The following is a 17156-nucleotide window of genomic DNA, read 5'->3' as shown; positions in this document are numbered from 1 at the left end:
ATATCCCTCGAGCGATGTGCCGGAGGGGAGGATGCCGAGATGCGGGGCTTAGGTCGCTTCGTCCAGGCCAGGGGAGCGGTTACACCCAGGCGTCGTACGCCTCCACCACCAGCCGCGGCTGACCTGACGCGCCCGCCAGGGGCTGGCCGGACAGGGTGAGGGTGTTGAGGCCGGGCAGCAGCATGAACCAGGCGGGCAGATGCGCCACCGCTGAGCGGCCAGGCCGCGGCACCGGCCACACGTCGGGCGGCACGTGGGCGAGCACCTGCCGGGTGGCCAGGTCGAAGCTGAGGCTGTAGCGAGGATCGGGGGGAAGGCTGGCGCCGGTCATCGCGCGCATCACCGTTCCCGACTCCTCGTGCGTGATCGTCCAGTCCTTGATCGGCCCGTACAGGCGCAGCCGGGCCGGGATCTGCGGGTAAGTGCCCGACAGGGACAGAGCCAGCGACGCCTGCCCCGGCAGCGAGCCGACCACTGCGGATGCGGACACGGGATGGACGGCGTATCTGCGCGGGTCGGACGCCTGCAACGTGATCGACCACGAGAACGCCAGTGGCCCCCGGTCGACCGCCTCCACATCGCCGACCAGCCGCACCCGCGCCCGGCGGGTGCGCAACGCATCCTCGACCCGCAGCACCCCCACATCACGCGGATGCAGCACGCCGACCAGCCGCTGCTTGGCGGCCAGCATCGCCGCCTGCGACGGGGCGACCGCCACGCCTTCCAGCGTGATCACGCGGCTGCCGTACTGGCCCGCCCCCGACCACGCCCCATCGACGCCGCCGAGCACCGTCGAGGCGGGCCGCACCGGCGGAGTCGACGCCCACCCGGACGCGTCCTCCACCACCCAGTCGACGCCGAACTCGTCGCGCGCGTTGCCGGCCCACGGGCCGAGCCGGTAGACCGGCGAGGAGATCGGCAGGAACGGCAGTGGCGGCATGGGCACCACCACGGTGTTGTCGGCCGACTCCTGGCCGAGCGCGTCCAACGCCACCACCCGCACCCGGTAGTTCGCCCCAGGGGCCAGGCTGGTGACCGTGTGGCGGCGCGTCACCGGCCCGTCCACCGTGTAGTCGACGCCCGGCGTCGACCACGCCGGCTCCCCGTCGACGTCGATCCGATACCCGGACACTCCGAAATCGTCGGAGGACGCCTCCCAAGCGACGGTGATGGCTTCCTCGCCGACCGTCACAGCGAAGACGGGCGCGGTGGGCGGGGTGTCATCGAGGGTGCGCACCACCAGTTCGGCCGGGCGCGAGGTGCGCTGTCCGACCGCGTCGACGGCCCACACGCGCACCGTGTGCTCGGTGTTCTCCACCAGGCCGGAGAAGGCCGCGGTGCGCTGCGGCTGGTTGGTGGCCACCAGCTCGCCGTCGATGGCGACGTCGTAGCCGGTGACGGGGTCCTCGTCGGCGGCCTCGTCCCACGAGACCGCGATCGAGGTGTAGGTGATGGTGGTGGCGCGCAGGTTCGGCGGCGCCGAGGGAGGATGATCCCGCTCGGTCTGTACGTCCAACATGGCGCCGGCCGACCGGTTCCCGGACAGGTCGAGCGCGTCGACGGTCACCAGGTAGCTGGTCCCTGCAGCCAGCTGATAGTAGGTATAGACCAAGGTGTCGGCCGAGACGTTGTCGACGCGCTGGCCGTCGAGATAGAGGCTGTAGCCGACGACGGACACGTTGTCGGTGGACGGCTCCCATGCCACGGTCAAGCTGGTCCTGGTCGCGGTGACGAACCGCAGCCCGACCGGGACGGTGGGCGCGGTCACGTCCGGCGTCGTGACCACGAGCGGCACGCGGTCGGAGCGGCCGTCGTCGGTGAGCGAGTCCACCTCGATCAGGTAGGTGCGGCCCTCCACCAGCCCGGCCAGGGTGGCGACGGTGGCCGTCTGGTCGTCGCCCTGCTTGACGCCATCCAGATAGATACCGAACCCGAGCGCCCCGGCCTCGGGCGGATCCCAGGCGATCGACACCTCGTTCGGCGCGAGCGCAGTCACCCGGACATCCACCGGCGGCGGCGGCAGCGTCGACAGCGGCGCCGCGATCCTCCTGGACGGCGCCGGGTAAGCGCGGCCGTAGCGAGCCATGACAGGTCACCTCACCATTCGGGGCAGGCTGTACGAACGGGAAGGGGGGTGAGGGGGTTGCGGCTCACCAGCGCGACGCGCGAGCAACCGCTGCCGCGTAGGTGAATCTGGGCAGCATCGGCCGGCCATCCACGGTGAACGTCAAATCGTCGATGAACGCCGCATCCTCGCCCGTCGCGTTCGAGCTGTCCTTGGAGTAGCGGAAGGTCAGCGTGTCGCCCGGCGCGACCGGGAACTCGGGCGACTCTGTCCAGCTCACGGCACCAGCGGCCGCCACCTCGGTCTTCTCGACCCCGTTGATGAGGAAGCGGAAGAAGTCGTAGCTGGCTTCCGACGACACCCGGTACCAGAACTTCACCTTCGACGCCCCGGTCGGCGCGGTCACGGTCGCGTCCGTCGACGCGCTGTGGCCGATGGTGCCGCTGCGGAAACACCCGGCTCCCGCTCTGGGCGACGTGGACGTCCACTCCCAGGTGCCGGTGATGGGCACCACATACGTGGTGTCGTCGAAGTTCTCGATCAGCTCAGCCATCAGTGGCCCTCACGCCAGTACAGCTGCGCGGTCACGTCCACGGTGGCGGCCGCGACCACCACGACGGCCAGCCACCCGCCGGGCGCGACGATCAGCTCGTCCCCGAGCGGGATGAACTCCCCCATCCCCGTCTGCGGGTGCAGCCGCTGCGCGGACAGCACCTCGCCCAGCGTCGGCTCCGTGGTCCATGCCGCGGCAGGGCCCTTGACTGCGGTGATGGTCGAGTCCGGGTTCGTCGGGTCCAGCTTGGCGACGGGGACCGCGACGGGCACGCTGGCGCCGCCGCCGCCCGCCGCGGTCTGCCGGGCGATCAGCGTGCGGACCGGCTGGGCGGCGCTGTTGGTGCCCGGTAGGAGATCCGGTAGCCGTAGACGGCGATCCGGTGCGAGGCCGGGTTGGCGGCCGGGTTGGCGATCTGCAGGATGGTCTTCAGCGCGGTGCCGGATGCGACATCGTCGGCGACAGCGGTGTACTTGCCCATGAATCCCCCTGTGAAGCGGCTGGGTGTGACGGGCCGGAGTATGCCGACCCGCCTGGTTTGCGTCGCAGAACTGTGGCGGCTACTTCCAGGCGTCCCACGCCTGGATCACCATGCGCGGGCTGCCCGTCTGGCCCGCGACCGGCTGACCGGCCAGCGTGATCGTGTTCGCCCCTGTCTGAAGCGCGAACCGGGCAGGGAATGAGCCGAGCATGCCGCGGCCCGGCCGAGGTTCCGGCCACACGTCCGGCGGCACGAACGCCCACACCTGCCGCGTCGCCAGATCGATGTCGAGGCTGTATCGGGAGTCCGCGGGCAGGCTCGTGCCCGGCTTCGACTTGATGGTCAGCCCGGTCTGCTCGTGCGTGATCGTGAAGTCCTTGATGGGCCCCCAGATGCGGATCCGCGCCGGAATCCACGGGTAGTCGCCCGCCAGGATGATCTCACTCGACGCCGACCCCGGCAGCACCGGCACGGCCACCTCGTCGTAGATCGGCCGCACAGCGGTACGGCGCGGATCGGGCGCCTTCAACGTCACCACCCACCCGAAGGCGAGTTGGCCACGGTCGGAGATCTCCACCGCGCCGTCCAGCCGTACCCGAGCCTGCCGCGTCGACCTGTCCTCCTGGACCCGCAGCGTCCCCAACTGGTGGGGGTACAGCACGGCCGTCATCCGCTCCTGCGCCGCGAGCATCTCCCGCCGCGAGGAGGCGACCGCCGTCCCCTCCAGCGTGATCAGGCGGCCGCCGTAGGTGCCGGGGCCGGAGAAACCGCCGTCGCTCGAGTCCGACTCGGCGTCCAGCGCAAGCACCTGCGCCGAGGACGACCAGCCTTCCTCTCGCTGAACAACCCAGTCCACGCCGAAGCGGTCCCGGGCGTTACCGGTCCACCCCTCCAGCCGGTAGACGGGTGTCGCGAGCGGCTCCCAGTCGGCCGCCAGCGTGAACGCCTCCACTTCGACGAGCGGTCCGCGGCCGCCGCCGTCGTCGACGGCCCGCACCCCGACCTGGTAGACGGTGGACGGATCCAGGCCCTCGATGACGTATCCGAGCGTGCCGGTGGCGGCAGTGACCTCGCCGTCGAGCAGGACCTCGTAGCGGGCGATCCCCAGATCGTCGGTGGCGGCCTGCCACGCCAGGGTGATCTGGTCGACGCCTGGAGTCGCGGTCAGACCGGGCGGCGCCGAGGGCAGCGTGTCGGCCAGCGTGACGAAGTCGACGGCCGCGAGCGTGGACCGGTTGCCGCTGGCGTCGACCGCGTCCACCCCGGCCGTGTGGCTGCTGCCGCGGGGCAGGCCGGTGAAGGTGTGTTCAAGGTCGGGCTGGTCGCCGCCCTTCTTCACCCCGTCGAGGTAGATGCCGTACCCGGTCAGGCCGACGTCGTCGGTGGAGGGGTCCCACGCGATGGTGGCGCTGGTGTGGGCGAGGGCGGCCACCCGCAGGTTGGCGGGCGTCGTGGGCGGGGTGGTGTCAGTGACCGCGACGACGCTGATCGTGCTTTTGGGCGACCGGTTCCCGGCGGCGTCGCGGGCGTCGACGCTGAGCGCGTACGTCTTGCCCATGGTCAGGCCGGTGAAGGTGTAGGTGAGCGTGCTCTGGTCGCCGCCCTTCTTCACCCCGTCGACGTAGAGGCCGTACCCAGTGACGCCCTTGTCATCGCTGGCCGCATCCCACCCGATCGTCACCGCGGTGTTGGTCACGGTGGTGGCGCGCAGGTTCGGCGGCGGAGTCGGGGCGACCACGTCGGTGACGCCGAACCCGACGAACGCCGCCTGCGCATACCCCGCGCCGTTCAGGTTGCTGCGGAACGTCGTCATGCCGGGCGAGGGCATCACGCCCACATAGAACTGGGCGACGTTCTGCAGGGTGGAGAACCCGCCCTGGCTGACGTCGTTCTCAGCCATGGTCGGCTCCCACCAATTGGGAGTGACAGACAGCCTGCCGGTCCGCTCGAAGACGCCGAACACCACCCCAATCCCGGCAGGCACGTTGACCGGCGTGCAGCTGATCGTGGTGGCCGCCGAGGACGCATCGCCGCTGGTCGCGAACAGCACCTCACGGCAGTCATCGCGGACCTGCAAGAAAAGGACCATGCCGTCGCTGGCGGTGCCCATAGACACCTCGACGCGGGTCTCGCCGCCGGTCGCGACCTTTGAATAGATGTGGACATGGTCGTAGCCGTCCGCCGCCGCGTGCTTGACGTACCCGGAGGTGAGCATCGTGGGCGTGTTGAACGCGGCGGCCAGCACGACGATGCGATGGCCGGCCTGTGCTGCGGGGAAAGTGAGACTCGTCGTCGTCGATGACGAGGACGCGAAGGTGTAGGCCTGGCTGATGACTCCCAAGATGATCCCCTTTACCTGATCAGAGCGCCTAGGCGGCGCGCGGCCTGGTTGCCGATCGAGATCTCGTCCTGGCCCGGCTGCGGGTTGATGATCACCGTCGCGCTGCCGCTGCTGCTCCCGGCCTGCTGCTGATCGGCGGGCCGGGCCCGGCTCGCCGACCGGGAGGCGCGGTACAGGTCGGCCGAGCTGGTGCCGACGATGCCGCCGTTGGCGTAGTGGTCGAGCCGGCCCCGACGAGCGGCGTCGTTGATGGCGCCGATCCAGCCCGAGCCGAGCCAGCGAGCAGCCTCCGGCCTCAGCCACGCCTCACCGGGGGAGACCGCGGCGAGCATCGTGTCCCGGCCGGGCGCATACCCAGGCAGCACCCCGTAGGAGCCGCCAGGGACGATGCCGCCCATCGCGTACGCCGTCCGGGGCTTGCTTCCGCCGCCCTTGCTGGGCGCCTTCGGGGCCGGGGCGTTGGCGCGCAACCAGCTGATGACTCCGTCGATCAGCCCGGCGGGGATCCGGCCGACCATCTGCTGCCAGCCGGTCTTCGTGCCCGCGCCGGAGACGGCGAGCGCCTTCAGCGGCTGCAGCGTCTTCTCGGCCAGGTAGGCGGCACCCTTCTTGAACCATTCGGTCCACGAGTCGCCGCCGCTGCCCTTCTTGACGGTGCCGCCCTTCTCGAAGCGCGGCAGCCTGCCCCGGCGGGCGGAGTCGTTGACAGCGCCGATCCAACCGGCGCCGAGCCAGCGCGCCGCCTCCGGCCTCAGCCACGCCTCTCCAGGCGAGACTGCGGCGAGCATGGTGTCGCGGCCGGGCGCGTACCCAGGCAGCACGCCGTAGGAGCCGCCGGGCACGATACCGCCCCGCGCGAAGCCGAGACTCACCTTGGGTAGTTCGCCCAAGCCGACCTTCTTGGCGATCCAGTTCCAAGCGGCGCGGATGCCGTTGTTGTAGATCGTCTCGACCACGAACTTGATCGGCGCCTTCGCGATCTCCTTCAGCCCGTCCCAGATCTTGCCGATGAATGCGACACCCGACTTGAAGCCGTCCGGCAGCGTCTTGGTGATGAACGTCCAAAACGCCGACAGGCCCGGCTTGATGAGCTTGTTCCAGGCGAAGTCGATGGCCTTGCTGATGCCGTCCCACGCGGGCTTGATCGCGTTGTTCCACAGCCACGCCATGGCCGGACCGAGCGTGTTCTTGATGAACCCCCACAAAGCGGACAGGGCGGGCTTGATGACGCCGTCCCACGCCGCCTTGATCGCCTTGGAGATGTTTTCCCACGTCGGCTTGATCAGCGCCGTCCAGAACTGCTGCAGGACCGGCCACAGGGTGTTCTTGATGTAGCCCCACAGCGCCGTCAGGGCAGGTTTGATGACGCTGTTCCACGCCCACTGCACCGCCGTCGAGATGGCCTTCCATGCCGCGTCCACCCCGTTGCGGAACCACTCGATGTTGTTGTAGGCCCAGATGGCGCCCGCCACGAGCGCAGCGATCGCCAGCACGATGATCCCGATCGGGTTCGCGTTCAAGGCGGCGTTGAGCAGCCACTGCACGCCCGTCCACGCCGCCGTCGCCACCTTCACCACACCGGCCGCGGTGGCCGCCAACAGCTGCTTGGTTTGCGCCGCACCGGCCTGCAGGGCGACCGAGCCGTAGGCGAGCGCGAGCTTGCCGACGTCGGCGGCCGCCGTCGCGGCGGCCTTGCCGTACTGGGCGACCTTCGCGCCGCCGTCCTTGGCGAAGTCCGCGACCGCGCCTGCACCGGCGGCAACCGCGCCGCCCACCTTCGCGCCCGCGCCCGCCGCTCCCTTCCCGGGCGAGACCAGGCTCGACGGGTTGATCTTCGAGAACCACGACGTCGGGTTGATCTTCGACGTGACCGTGCCGATCAGGCTGGCCGGGTTGATCTTCTGGAACGCCCCGGACAGGTTGATCTTGGACAGGACGCCCTTGAGCTTGGAACCGAACCCTTCGGCGAGCGCGGCCGCAGTGCCGGCGACAGCCGCCCCCGCCTTAGACGCCCCGGTCTTCTCGCCGTCCTTCCCGGTTCTGCCCTGCCCGCCGAGCCCGCCGACGAAGTCGGCCGCGCCCATCCCGGCCTTGATGGCGCCGAGCGGCGCCTTGGCCAGCAGCCCGATGCCCTTCGCCGCCAGGCCGAGCAGCTTGATGGCGTTGCCGAGCCCAGCGAACTTGGCGACGATCAGGAGCAGCGCGGCGAGCGGCCCGACGATGGTGAGCAGGGCCGCACCGACCTCCGTGCCGGCCAGCCCCTCGAGCGCCTGGACGATCCAGCGCAGGACGCCGAGCACCGCCTCCAGCGTGCCGGGGTCGAGGCCGAGGGTGAACGTCTTGGCCAGCCCGCCCAGATCCTTCAGCAGCCCGCCCAGCTCCCGCATCACCGGGATGAGCCCGTCGAAGAAGGCGCGCGCCTTCTCCTGCGTCGCCGGGTCGGCCGCCCACTTCGCGAACTGTTCCGCGCCTTGGGCCAGGTCCTCCAGCAGGGTGCCGCCGGACGGGGCTGCCGCCTTGCCGAGCGACAGCAAGCCGGAGGCGACGTTCTTGACGATCCGCCACAGCTTCGACGCCGACTCCCACGCGCGTTCGAAGAAGTCCTCCATGGCGCCGCTCTCGCGGTTGGCCCCCATCAGGTCGGCGAACCGGTCGGCGCCGTCCGCGACGAGGTCAGCGAACTTGACGACGAACGGCGACAGCACCACGAACACGTCGGTGAGGCCCTTGAAAGCGCTCACCCCGGCCTTGCCGAACAGGCCGAGCGCCTGGTTGTTGCGGCCCATGATCTGCGTCAGGTCCGCGTTGAAAGCCTTGCCGCCGAAGAACTCGCCGAACTCCTCGGCGATGTCGCCGAGCGTGGAGCCGGTGATGGCGAGGTTGCCGCGCAGCGTGGCCAGCACCGGCATCGCGGCCCGCACGCCCGCCTGCAGGCCGGGCGCGAGCGCCTCCTGAGTGTCCTCCCGGATTCTGGTGAGAGCCGGACGCACCTGGGTGTGCAGGTACAGCACGAACGCCCGCATCGAGGGCGTCAGCTTGGCCAACGCCTCAGCGACCGGATCCCGGCCGCCGCCGCCCCCGCCGGAGACGGGCTGAGCGGCGGCCTTCTTGGCGGCCGCCTGCTCCTTCTTCGCCTTCTCCAGCTCGGCGCGCGCGTCCTGCGCCGCCTCTCCCGCGTTGCGGCGAGACCGGCGCGACCGCTCCAACGCCTCCTCGGCGTCCCGCACCCGCCGCTTGGCTTCGATGATCGCCTCGTCGGCCGCCTCGATCCGGCGAGCCCCGTCCTCGGCCTGCCGGGCGGCTTCCTTACGCGCCTCACCGATGGCGCGCTCCGCGTCCAAGATCCGCTCCTGGGCGGCCGCGAGCTGCTCCTGAGCGGCCTGCACCTCCTTGGACCCCTCGACGCCGCGGGCGTCGGCGTCGGCCTTCTCCTCCTTCAGGTCGCCGTTGCGTTCCTTGACCTCGTCCAGTCGCTGCAACGCCTGCCGGAACGCAAGATCCGCTTCGCGTTTGTCCAGGTCGGACGCGAACGGGTCGGCCATCACCTTCTGCAGGCGCTCCTTGGCCCGCTCGATGCCGATCTGCGCCGACTCCTCATCCAGCGCCCCGCCCTTGACCGCCAGGGCCAAGTCTTCGAGTCGCTCCTTTGCCGCCCGGCGGGCCTCGTTCAGACCTTCCTGAGCGCGTTGCGACGCCTTCACCGCCGTGGCGTAGGAGCGCTCGGCGTCGGCGATCCGCTGCGACGACCTGGCGGCCGCGTCCGAGACCGCCTGGGCGACCCTGCCGGAGTTCTCCCGCGCCTCCTGAACGGACTCGACCGCCTGCCGCACCCGCTCCTCGGCGTCTCGCACCGCGCGGTTGGCGTCCACGGTCGCCTCGCGGGTGTCACGCACCCGACGCTCAGCCTGCTTGATCCGCTCGGCCGCCTGCTCGACCCGAGCCGCAGCCGCCTCACGCGCCGCCGCCGCCGACCCCGCTGACGCGCCCGCTGCCTGGTCGGCCTGCGAAAGCGCGCCCAACGCTGTGCCGACACCGGTCAACCCGACCATCAGCCCAGCCAGGCCCTGCGCGGCCACCCCGGCAGCAGCAGGGAGTACGGCCAGCGCCCCGCCTGCCTGCCCGGCGGCCGCGACCAGAGCGAACAGGCCACCCGTCAACTGGCCGACCGTGCCCACCAGGAACCCCACACCGGCCGCGACAGCGGGAGCGATCGCCAGCTTGGCCAGCACGTCGCCGACCCGCGACATGTCCGGCATGTCGATCTGGAACGGAAGCCGGATCGGCTGGTCCTGCTGCTCACCACGGAACCGGTCGACCTCGTCATCGGCGGGCCGGGTGTCGGCGCCCACCGACACCGTCGCGGCCGCGTCCCGCGCCGCCGCGTCCATGTCGTCGCGCAGCCGCCCACGATCCACCTCGGCCGTGACCCGGACACGCACATCGCCGCGGCCGACATCGTCGAGATCGCGCCTCAGCCCGGCCCGATCAACAGTCGCCCGCAGTCGTACCTGCGTCTCCCGCTCGGCGACCCGCGCCGCCGCCGACGCCTCCGCCTGGACCCGTCGCGCGTCAATCTCGGCCTGCAGCTTCGCCTTGACCGCACGCGTCCGCCGGTCCACCTCGCGCTGCAGCCGCGCCTCAGTGACCTCTGACAGATCAGCGACGACCTTGATATCGATCCGGCCGCCGTCGATCCCTTCGCCCAGCTCGTCCACGCCCCACCCCCCGAAAAGCCGGAGGGAGGGTCGCGGAAACCGGCGCTAACGTCGCGCGGAGGGACATAAACGCCAGCCCTCTGGCACCATCCCGGCCGTGACTGCCGCATCCCTGGCCCTGCTCATCGAGCAGGGCGCCACGTTCGAGCACGAGCTCGCCCTGTCAGACGACGCCGGGACCGTGAACCTGACCGGCTACACCGCCCGCATGGAAATCCGGCCGTGCCCCGGCTCGCAGACCCTGCTGCACCGGCTCACCAGTGACCAGGGCGGCGGCATCACCATCGACGGGCCAGCGGGCCACCTCCAGCTCCGCCTCCCTGCAGCCGTCACCCGCGCCTTCGCCTGGGATCGCGGCGTCTACGACCTGCTCCTCACCCCGCCGGGCGGCGACGACAACCGGCTCATCGAAGGGCCGGTCACGGTCAAGCCAGGGGTGACGCTGTGACCCTGCACACCCCCGTGATCGTCTCCACCGTCGAGCAGCGCACCCTCATCCACGTCGAGACCCGGCCCACCCTCGTACACGTCCGCCTGCCCGGCATCCAAGGACCAGCAGGCCCACGCGGCGAGCCCGGCCCGCCAGGACCCGAAGGCGGCGCCTACGAACACGACGTCGTGTTCGCCGCACCAGCCGACGTATGGGAGGCGTCACACCCACTCGCCCGCCAGCCGAACATCACGTGCTTCACCAGCGGCGGGCAGCGGATCGAGGGCGACCCGTCATACCCCGACGAGCACACCGTGCGCGTCACCTGGGCTGTGCCGATGGCCGGCACGCTCCGCCTCACCTGATCCAACCGGGGGACCGTCATGCCGAACTGGTACTCACAGCACCGCTTCAACCAGATCCCGCCGACCGGCCTGGTGCTGCCGTCATCGGGTGCCGAACCCGCCGCCCCAGTCACGTTCGAGCTGTGGGGCGACACCGCCAGCGGCCGCGCGAAGTGGCGCACCAGCGGCGGCTCTTGGACGGCGTTCGACGACGTCGCGGACGGCGCGGTCACGAACGCGAAGATCGCCGCCGGGGCCGGCATCAGCCTGTCCAAGCTCGCGACCGACCCGCTCTCCCGCAGCAACCACACCGGTACCCAGCCCGCCAGCACGATTAGCGACTTCCAAGCGCAGGTGCGCGCCAACCGGCTCGACCAGTTCGCCACCCCTGGCGCGGACTTGAACGCGGGCGGCTACCGATGGATCAACGTCGGCGCGCCCCAGGGTCCGAACGACGCCGCCCGCCTGGCCGACGTGCAGGCCGCCGCCGCCGGCATCAGCGTGAAGCCCGCCGTACGAGCGGGCACGCTCGCCAACGTCACCCTGACCGGCCTCCAGACGATCGACGGCGTCACCCTCCAGGCCGGTGACCGGGTGCTCGTCAAAGCCCAGACCAACGCCGCGGACAACGGCCTCTACACCGCGGCTGCGGGGGCGTGGGCGCGCACCACCGACCAGCTCGCGCCGAACACATTCGTGTTCGTCAGCGAGGGCACCACGCTGGCCGAGACCGGATGGGCGATCTCCACCAACGGCGCCATCACCCCCGGCACCACCCCCATCAGCTGGGCACAGTTCGCCGGTGGTGGCGGCGGAGGGGCGGGCGCAGGCCTCGCCCAGAACGGCGCCAACCTCGACGTGGTCGCCGCCGACACCTCGATCACCGTCAACCCCGACAGCATCACCGTGGGCCTGGTGCCGATCGCCAAAGGCGGCACCGGCGCCACCACCGCGGCCGCCGCACGGGCCGCGCTCGGCGTCGGCGGCTCCTTCGCGGCCGCGCTGCCCGCCCTCACACCCGGCGTGTGGGCCAACGTCGTCCACGGCCTCGGCACCGAAGACGTCACCGAGCCGAGCTTCCGCGACGCCACGACCAAGGAGCACGTCCGCCTCGACTCCAAGACCATCGACGCGAACACGATCGCCGTCCGCGCAGACATCGCGGTCGCGGCCGGGGCGGTGCGGATGGTGGTGACCTCCTGATGGGCCGTCACCTGTCCGTGCCGCGACTGCCTGTCCTGGCCAGCCCGCCCGAGCCGCCCGCCGCCGGGGAAGTCGCCCTCTTCCCGGCACCGGACGGGACCTTGCGGCAGCTCACTGCGGCGGGGCAGGAAGGCCGGTTCTCCGCCGCTTTCCGCAAGACGCTCGCCAACGACTTCGTGCACGGCCAGCCCGGCACGTGGGCCGCGCTGCCCGGCCTGGCCGTCCCCGTGCAGCCCGGCCTTCACCGGCTCAACCTGCTGACCGAGACCATCTCCACCCGAGGCCTGATCACCGACCTCGGCTTCACCGGGCCCGCAGCGGTATTCGCCACCACGGAAGTGGTGACCCTGCAGGACGGCACGCCGGGGAGCCGCACCCTCTACGGGGACCTGTGGGACGCCACCGTGCACGACTGGACGACCGCCACCGAAAGCATCGGCGGATTGGACACGATGTTCCTCGCCCTCGAGCCCGGGACCGTCGCGCTGTGGGTAGGCAAGGGAACCTTCCGCCGAGAGACCACCTTCGAGAACGACGACACCCTGTACTGGCAGATCAACGGCGCAGACCTGGACACGGCGAGCACAGACTTCGCCCACGCAGGAGAGCGTTCCGGGAAACTCGCAGCGCTCAGCGAAGAACGCGCGGTCTTATTCGACTGGAACGGGACCGAACCCGGGATCAGCTGGAGGCTCGAAGCGTGGCTGTACTCGCCCACCGGCCACCCTCGGGCGGGAGTCAGCCTCTCGTGGTACGACGCGCAGGGCAACCGCATCGACGGCGTGAGCGACCTGCACCCCCTCCCGGCCGGATCATGGACGCACTACTCGATCGAGGCCGTGGCGCCCGCTGACACGATCGAGTTGTACGCGCACATCGGTATGGAAGTGGCTGACGGGCACGCGGCCGGCGGCGTCGTCTACGTCGACGACTGCGTATGGAGCTCCACCGGCGGCACAGTGCGCGTCAACACAGGCGCCTACCTCCAGGTCACACCCATCTGAAACGCCCATCGCCGATCAACCGGGTGGGCGCGGCCCCGGCTCGGGGTTGAAGGCGAAGGGGCGGACACCAGTCGTGGTGTCCGCCCCTTCGCCTTCAGGTGATCACATTCGCAGTCGACTGCATCACCGCGAACGCTCGATCCATGCCGGTCTTCCCGCCGCTCGAACCCGTCACCCAGCCCGGCCGCTTCACATCCCGCGGTTTCGGCCTGCGATGCTCGGCCGCCAGCACCGCCAGCTCCTCCAGGATCTGCGTGAGGATCTCGTACTCGCGCGGCCACGGATCCGCCCGCTGCTCCGCCGTCAGGCGGATCAGGGAGTCGGCCGGGAGCCGATCAGCTCGGGCGAGTAGCCGCCGTACTCCGAAGAAGCCGGGATCGCCGGGGCGGCGCCAAGCGCCTCGGGAGTCGAACCCGGGGTAGTGATGGGCGAGATCGGCGTCGAGGTCGTCCCACCGCTCGAGGAGTCGGAGGACGGCGAGGATTCCCCCAGGCGCAGCCGGTAGATCCTCATGAGGCCCTTGATGAGCGCCACCACGTCGTGGATGGAGGGTCGGGCGGCCAGGAACGCGGTGAAGCCGTCATCGCCGAGCAGCCGCTTGGCCATGTCCTTGGCGGCCACCATGAGCTGGTCGGGCAGGTGCTTGTTCGTGATGAACTGGTCCACCGCCATGTCGAGCACGGACATGGTGGCGGCCTCGGGCGACTGCGCCTTGGCGGCGTCGATCGCGGTCCGGAAGATCAGGCCGAGGTCGACGGCGACGTTGGTGAGAGGTTCGAGGACGTCGAGCGGCAGCTCTGTCGGCAGCTGGCAGATGACCTTCTTACGGAACTTCAGCGGGAAGTAGTCGGCGGCCGCCGCGCCGCGCTCCGCTCGGGCGGCGTCCAGGTCCAGGTCGAGGTCATGCATCCCCGTGGTCCTCCATCGTCAGGTGGCTGATCGGGGCTGGACGGTAGAGCAACTCTCGCCTTGCGTCTCCCCGGCCGGTGGAGGGCTTCCCGTATGGGAAGCTCAGTCCTCGAAACCGGTCAGCCGCCACTCCTGGCGGGCCACGTCAAGGGTGAGAACGAGCACGCCTGAGCCTTGCGGCGACTGGGCTTCGAGCCGGTAGTGCCAGATGTCGAGCGGCGCGTCGTGGGGCAGGTTGTCGGTCCACCACAGGCGGGAGGTGGCCCAGCTTCCGAGGATCTCGCGGACCCTGTAGACGCGCTTCCCGCCTGGGCGTTCCCAGGTGAACGTGGTTGGCCGGCCGAGCGGGTACGGGGCGTCGTCGTCCGCCTCGGTCTCGACGGCGACGAGCTGGTTGACCACCTTCATCTCAGCCAATGTAGTCCTCTGCGGTCCCGGCCTCTGGAAGATGGCAGGAGGGGCCCGCCATGGTGCGGCGGGCCCCTCCGGGTGCTCGAGTTACGGGGTGGGCGGGGGCGTGGTGGGCGGCGCGAACGCGGCCCACTCGCCGTTCATCATGTCGTAGTACGGGGCGCCGATGTCGCCGCCGAGCACCGACATGCGCAGCGGCAGCGTGCTGGCGCTGGTCTTCTCGAAGGACTGCTCGACGCCCTCGACCTGCTGGGCTCGCGGCACCATCCGGCGCAGCTTGCGCGTGCCGTCCGCCAGCTCGATGCAGGCGGCGACCTCGGTCCTGCCGCCGATGCTGGGGGGCGTGAACTTGTAGTAGGCAGCGCCGCCCCCGCTGGGGGTGACCTTCTCGATCGTGCCGCCGCCGTACACCGCCCTAAACGAGCTCAGCGTCCACTCCAGGAGGTTGACCTCGATCGTGGCCGCGTCCTCCGTCTGCCACCTACGGACGGCGTAGTTGGACTGGTGCGCCCTGGTCTCCTCGAACTTCGGGTCGGTCTTCCAGTTGTAGGAGTCGGGTGTGAACAGGCCGACGTCGTACCAGCCGTCCGGCATGGTAGGCGCCGGCCCGTCCGGGGCGGTAGTGCCGACCGGCGCGAGCCACAGCCTGGCCTGCTGCGGGATAAAGACGTTCTCGGCACCCATGCGGGGTCCCCCCTAAGCCGCTCAGCACCCGCGGCGCGAACGGCCGAGGGTGTGTCAGGTTGGGGACCCAGCGGGGGACAGTAGGGATGGACCGGGCTTACGTCGCGTTGACCAGCCCGAAAGGACGTAAGCGTGCCGTTCCGGTACACGTCCGCCCATGACCCAGACCAGAACGCAGACCGCCGCCCCGGCGCCTCGATGGCGCTGCTTCCTGCGGCCATGCCAGACGCTCGGCGAGTGGCAGCCCGCCCCGACCGGCCAGGCCGCCCGTGCGGGTCAGCACCGGCACTACCTGGACTGGCATTGGGAGCAGGCGTGATCGGGGCCGAGCTCGTGGAGGCGGGCCTGCGCGTGTTCGTCGTGGCGGCGTTGCCGCTGATGGCGGTCGCCTATCTGGCGTTCCTGGTGGGGAGCCGGGTCGGACGCCGTGAGGGGGATCGGGAGCGGCGTCGGCTCGCGCAGCGGCTGGACACCTTCACCACGATCCTGCGGCCGGTCGCGGTCGCTGCCCGCACCGGCAAACGCGGCTGCCGTCTGTCGCCGCGCGACATCGCTGTGCTGGCGCTCCTGGTCGACGAACCGGGGGAGGACGGCGACCTGTTGGCCGAGCTTGAGGCGATGTTCCACCGGATCGGCCCACCCGACTAGACAGGACAGTAAATATCCCCTACAGTTCTAAGTGTGAGCGAGGGGATGCGGCCCCGACCTCACACCGACAAGCCCCAGGACTGAAAGGACCCCCAATGAGCACCAACCCCATGCGCCCCTACGCCGGTCACCTCGCCGCCGAACTGACCGCCCTCGGCTTCACCGACCACGGCGTCGACCCCGAGGAGATGGGCACCTACGACGCGATCTTCACCCGCGTCTACCGCGCCCACGGCATCCAGGTCGAGATCCACGAGGGCTCCGGCGACGTCACCCTGCGCGACTTCGGCCCCGGCGAGATCCGTGACGGCCAGGACACATATCGGCACGGCAGCATCGCCGAGACGACATTCACGGTCGAGTGGCGCACCGAGATCGTCATGGCCGCCATCACCGCCGCGCACAAGGTCGGCGTCGATACCGACCGCCTTTACGCCGCCCTCGTCTAACCCGGCCGCCCCTCCGGTCCCCGCCCGCCTACTCCCGGGCGGGGGCCGCCCCTCCCCACGCTGGAGCACAACCCGTGATCGTCACCGTCGCTCTGCTGCGCGCTGCCCTGACCGCGATCTTCGCCCATGACCTGTTCGCCTGCCTGCCTGTCATGGTGTCCTCACCCGTCGACCTTTGGGCACGCCCGCTCGCCACGACCATCCGCTTCGGCCACCTCCAGACCGTCGAGTCCGACGACCACGTCTGCCCCGTTGGCCGCCTCACCCGCAACCCGAGCGACGGACCGGCCGTCGCCGCCCTCACCCGCAACCCCTCCGACGACGTCACCGCCCGCGACATCCACAAGGCCCCCACGGTCGCCCAGCTCGCCACGAGCCTGACCTACGCCGAACTGCTCGACCCGAACCTGCCGGTCGTGATCCCGACTGACGGCCTCGGGGACGACACCATGTACGCGCCGCTCGACCCCGTCATGGACCACCGCTACTACGACCCGGACGGTGAGCACCACTACGGCGTGTGGGGCCACGACCTCACGGACGGGGAAGCCGTCCACGTCCTGTGGCCCATCCACCCCCGGCGAGCCGCCGAGCCGCCCGTACCGATCCGGCCCATGGACTGGCTGGCACGCCTCCACCAGACCCAGACATGGCACGACCCGTACGGCCGCGACCAGCCCATCACCAGCCTGGACCTCTACGACACGTGCATGGCGCTCGCCTGGCTCGACGTCAACGCCGCCACGATCACCAACGACCTGATCCGGCACATCCTCGGCGACCCGGCCGCCGCCCTCACCAGTGACCCGAACAGGCCCGCGCCGCTGCAGGAAGCCGACCTCGCAGTGCCCGACCCGCGCGCCTGGATCTCCGCCACTCCGCTCGCCCAAGCGCTCACCCGCCACGCCTCCTGACCTAC

At 70.6% G+C, this 17156-nt stretch carries 18 protein-coding genes; 8 read left to right on the top strand and 10 right to left on the bottom strand.

Annotation, left to right across the window (positions count from 1 at the left end; all coding sequences use genetic code 11):
- Positions 1–79: 79 nt before the first annotated feature.
- The 6 genes from H4W81_RS46155 to H4W81_RS46130 form a co-directional block, all read right to left on the bottom strand.
- A complete protein-coding gene (locus H4W81_RS46155; RefSeq protein ID WP_192781561.1) occupies positions 80–2086 on the bottom strand; it encodes a fibronectin type III domain-containing protein in 2007 nt (668 codons plus the stop codon).
- 64 nt (positions 2087–2150) lie between these two features.
- Entirely contained in the window at positions 2151–2618 is a 468-nt protein-coding gene (locus tag H4W81_RS46150; protein WP_192781560.1) for a hypothetical protein, read from the bottom strand.
- Entirely contained in the window at positions 2618–2890 is a 273-nt protein-coding gene (locus H4W81_RS46145) for a hypothetical protein (protein WP_192781559.1), read from the bottom strand. The genes H4W81_RS46150 and H4W81_RS46145 overlap by 1 nt, the downstream gene beginning before the upstream one ends.
- A 38-nt stretch (positions 2891–2928) precedes the next feature.
- Positions 2929–3099: a hypothetical protein gene (locus H4W81_RS46140; protein WP_192781558.1), complete on the bottom strand. Its 171-nt coding sequence runs from the start codon at positions 3097–3099 to the stop codon at positions 2929–2931.
- A gap of 79 nt (positions 3100–3178) precedes the next feature.
- On the bottom strand, positions 3179–5440 hold the full coding sequence (locus H4W81_RS46135; RefSeq protein ID WP_192781557.1) for a fibronectin type III domain-containing protein: 2262 nt from the start codon (positions 5438–5440) through the stop codon (positions 3179–3181).
- An 11-nt stretch (positions 5441–5451) separates the two neighbouring features.
- Entirely contained in the window at positions 5452–10155 is a 4704-nt protein-coding gene (locus H4W81_RS46130) for a hypothetical protein (protein ID WP_192781556.1), read from the bottom strand.
- Positions 10156–10252: 97 nt separating this feature from the next.
- Between H4W81_RS46130 and H4W81_RS46125 the strand changes: the two genes are divergently transcribed.
- From H4W81_RS46125 to H4W81_RS46110, 4 genes are read left to right on the top strand one after another with little or no spacing between them, the layout of a single operon-like run.
- Entirely contained in the window at positions 10253–10603 is a 351-nt protein-coding gene (locus tag H4W81_RS46125; protein ID WP_192781555.1) for a hypothetical protein, read from the top strand.
- Positions 10600–10950 carry a hypothetical protein gene (locus tag H4W81_RS46120; protein WP_192781554.1) on the top strand — a complete coding sequence of 117 codons (351 nt, stop codon included), beginning with the start codon at positions 10600–10602 and terminating at the stop codon, positions 10948–10950. The genes H4W81_RS46125 and H4W81_RS46120 overlap by 4 nt, the downstream gene beginning before the upstream one ends.
- An 18-nt stretch (positions 10951–10968) precedes the next feature.
- Entirely contained in the window at positions 10969–12132 is a 1164-nt protein-coding gene (locus H4W81_RS46115) for a hypothetical protein (protein WP_192781553.1), read from the top strand.
- Positions 12132–13136 carry a carbohydrate binding domain-containing protein gene (locus H4W81_RS46110; protein ID WP_192781552.1) on the top strand — a complete coding sequence of 335 codons (1005 nt, stop codon included), beginning with the start codon at positions 12132–12134 and terminating at the stop codon, positions 13134–13136. The genes H4W81_RS46115 and H4W81_RS46110 overlap by 1 nt, the downstream gene beginning before the upstream one ends.
- A 94-nt stretch (positions 13137–13230) precedes the next feature.
- Here the strand turns inward: H4W81_RS46110 and H4W81_RS46105 are convergent, their stop codons facing one another.
- The 4 genes from H4W81_RS46105 to H4W81_RS46090 form a co-directional block, all read right to left on the bottom strand.
- Positions 13231–13368, bottom strand: a complete 138-nt coding sequence (locus tag H4W81_RS46105; RefSeq protein ID WP_192781551.1) for a hypothetical protein — start codon at positions 13366–13368, stop codon at positions 13231–13233.
- A gap of 80 nt (positions 13369–13448) precedes the next feature.
- Positions 13449–14045, bottom strand: coding sequence for a hypothetical protein (locus H4W81_RS46100; RefSeq protein ID WP_192781550.1), 597 nt, complete (start codon positions 14043–14045; stop codon positions 13449–13451).
- 102 nt (positions 14046–14147) lie between these two features.
- On the bottom strand, positions 14148–14453 hold the full coding sequence (locus H4W81_RS46095) for a DUF6504 family protein (RefSeq protein ID WP_192781549.1): 306 nt from the start codon (positions 14451–14453) through the stop codon (positions 14148–14150).
- 90 nt (positions 14454–14543) lie between these two features.
- Complete coding sequence (locus H4W81_RS46090) at positions 14544–15140, bottom strand: phage tail tube protein (RefSeq protein ID WP_192781548.1); 597 nt, start codon at positions 15138–15140, stop codon at positions 14544–14546.
- 157 nt (positions 15141–15297) lie between these two features.
- Between H4W81_RS46090 and H4W81_RS46085 the strand changes: the two genes are divergently transcribed.
- From H4W81_RS46085 to H4W81_RS46070, 4 genes are all read left to right on the top strand, one after another.
- A complete protein-coding gene (locus tag H4W81_RS46085) occupies positions 15298–15459 on the top strand; it encodes a hypothetical protein (protein WP_192781547.1) in 162 nt (53 codons plus the stop codon).
- Positions 15456–15788: a hypothetical protein gene (locus H4W81_RS46080; RefSeq protein ID WP_192781546.1), complete on the top strand. Its 333-nt coding sequence runs from the start codon at positions 15456–15458 to the stop codon at positions 15786–15788. The genes H4W81_RS46085 and H4W81_RS46080 overlap by 4 nt, the downstream gene beginning before the upstream one ends.
- Positions 15789–15883: 95 nt before the next feature.
- Positions 15884–16237: a hypothetical protein gene (locus tag H4W81_RS46075; RefSeq protein ID WP_192781545.1), complete on the top strand. Its 354-nt coding sequence runs from the start codon at positions 15884–15886 to the stop codon at positions 16235–16237.
- 74 nt (positions 16238–16311) lie between these two features.
- Positions 16312–17151: a hypothetical protein gene (locus H4W81_RS46070; protein WP_192781544.1), complete on the top strand. Its 840-nt coding sequence runs from the start codon at positions 16312–16314 to the stop codon at positions 17149–17151.
- Positions 17152–17156: the final 5 nt, after the last annotated feature.

Source organism: Nonomuraea africana, assembly GCF_014873535.1.
Classification (GTDB): Bacteria; Actinomycetota; Actinomycetes; order Streptosporangiales; family Streptosporangiaceae; genus Nonomuraea; species Nonomuraea africana.
This window is presented reverse-complemented; position numbering and strand designations above follow the sequence as displayed.